This window comes from Flavobacterium sp., assembly GCF_043760115.1.
Lineage (GTDB): Bacteria > Bacteroidota > Bacteroidia > Flavobacteriales > Flavobacteriaceae > Flavobacterium.
Window position 1 is genome coordinate 1 of record NZ_JAYUPK010000121.1, and the last position, 2,615, is coordinate 2,615.

The following is a 2,615-nucleotide window of genomic DNA, read 5'->3' on the forward strand; positions in this document are numbered from 1 at the left end:
CACGGAAATGTTTTACTCAAAGTTCGTTCTAAAAATAATTTAGTTACTGGCGATATTGTTTCTAAACGTGCCGATATTTTCTTTGATTATAATTTTCCAGTTGATACAGGATTGGCCAATACAACTTTTCAATCGTTAAATAATTCAAGTTTTGAAAAAGACAATTCTATTTCGGTTTATCCAAATCCAGCAAATTCAATTGTAAATATTAAAGCGAATTCTAATTTAAAATCAATAGAATTATATGATGTTCAAGGTAGAATTTTACAAACAAAACTTGTAAATGTAACTAATGAAATTATAGATATTTCTGAATATTCTAACGGAATTTATTTCTTAAAAATTACTTCTGGTGATGGCGTTAAAGTGGAACAAATTGTAAAAGAGTAATTCAAAATATTGCATAAATTAAAAAAAAATATTGCTATAAAATAAACCCAATTTATTATGAAAAAGTTATTATTCATTACACTGTTGTTTTCGGTATTTGCTAATTCGCAGATTGTTAATATTCCTGATGCAAATTTTAAAGCGAAATTAATAAATTTAGGAATTGATACCAATTCAGATGGAAATATTCAGCAAAGTGAGGCATTAGTTCCAACCGGATTATTTTTAGAAAATTCAAATATTTCTGATCTAACTGGTCTTCAAAGTTTTATTAATTTAACCTCATTACATTGTGAAAATAATGAAATTTTAAGTTTGAATATATATTTAAATAGTTTACCAAATTTGACAATATTACGATGTAAAAATAACCCCATTGATACTTTAAATGTTGCATTACTTACTAATATTGTGGATTTAAGATTTTCAGCTAATCAAATGACAACGTTTGACGTTTCTTCATTGACAAATCTGATTTTTTTAGATATTGTAAGTAGTAGTTTAATTTCATTTACAGCTAATAATTTAAATTCTCTATTTGATGTATCATTACAATGTAATAATATAACATCAATTTATATATCTAATTGTCCTCAATTAGGTACTCTTACAAACTTTGCTTCAAGTATTCAAAATATGAATTTGACACTTATTAATTGCAATTCATTAATTGGTGTTGGAACTTTATCAGTAGCATCATTTAACAATCTGCAAATTACAAATAACAGTACAATTACTAGTCTTGGATTTATTGTAAATAATAATCTTATTTTATCTGGATTGCCTAATTTAACATTTTTAAATGTTTCGTGTCAATTTAATACTTTAAATATTTCAAATTTACCAAATTTAAGTAATCTTTATATAACTGGAATACTATTAAATTCTCTATCATTGAATAACTTACCTCAAGTATTAAGATTAGAAATTTTTAATACAAACTTACAAACATTAGACATTTCAAATTTTCCAAATTTAGGTACTCTTTTATTAAATCAAAATCCATTAAGTTCTTTATCATTAAATAACATATCTCAATTATCTAGTTTACAACTTGATAATACAAATTTACAAGATTTAGATTTATCAAATATAATGTTGTTACAATCTTTACAATGCGTACAAAATCCAAATTTAACCTCTATAAATTTAAAAAATGGTGCTATTGAAACAAATATAAGTATTAGTTCAAATCCTAATTTGCAATTTATTTGTGCTGATCAAGAACAAATTTTAAATATTCAATCTCTAGTTAGTCAAAATATAGTAGTTAACTCCTATTGCACTTTCACTCCAAGCGGAAACTACAACACCATAACAGGAATCACAAAATTCGATGCCAACAACAACGGTTGCGATACAAACGATTTACCACAAAAAAACATTAGAGTTAACATTAATGATGGTACAACTACTGGAGCAAGTTTTACAAACTCAACTGGAAATTACAAGTTTTACACACAAGCAGGAAATTTTAATGTAACTCCAAGTATTGAAAATACAAGTTGGTTTTACTTTTCTCCAATTACTGCAACAATTCCTTTTGCAAATAATAACAACAATGTTGCAACCCAAGATTTCTGCATTGCTGCAAATGGTATTCACAACGATTTAGAAATTGTAATTGCTCCAACAACCACAGCAAGACCAGGTTTTAATGCTGAATATCTTGTAACGTATAAAAATAAAGGCAATCAAACAGTTTCTGGCAACTTAAATTTCAACTATGATGATTCAATTTTAGATTTTGTATCATCAACATTTGCAACTACAACTCAAAGTGCAGGAATTTTAAATTATGATTTCATTAATTTACAACCCTTTGAAAGTAGAAGTTTTTACGTAACTCTAAACGTAAATTCACCAACAGAAACACCAGCAGTAAATATTGGAGACATTCTAAACTTCTCGGCAGCAATAAACACAACACTTTCTGATGAAATTCCATCGGATAATTTATTTACTTATAATCAAACGGTTGTTGGTTCTTTTGATCCAAATGATATTACTTGTATGGAAGGCGAAAGCGTTTCAACATCTGAAATTGGAAATTATTTACATTACGTAATAAATTTTGAAAATACTGGAACTTTTCAAGCAGAAAATATTGTTGTAAAAACAACTATAGATCCAAATCAATTTGATATAAATTCGTTGCAATTATTAAGTGCTTCCAACCAAGTTGATGCCAGAATTACAGGAAATGTAGTAGAATTTATTTTTGA

The 2,615-nt window shown here is 26.5% G+C and carries 2 protein-coding genes; both read left to right on the forward strand.

Annotated elements, in window-relative coordinates; genetic code table 11:
- A partial coding sequence (locus tag ACH2BC_RS10490; protein ID WP_395053950.1) for a T9SS type A sorting domain-containing protein occupies window positions 1-390 on the forward strand: 390 nt, incomplete at its 5' end.
- Window positions 391-447: 57 nt separating this feature from the next.
- Window positions 448-2,615 (forward strand): hypothetical protein (locus tag ACH2BC_RS10495; protein ID WP_395053951.1); only part of this gene is annotated, 2,168 nt, incomplete at its 3' end.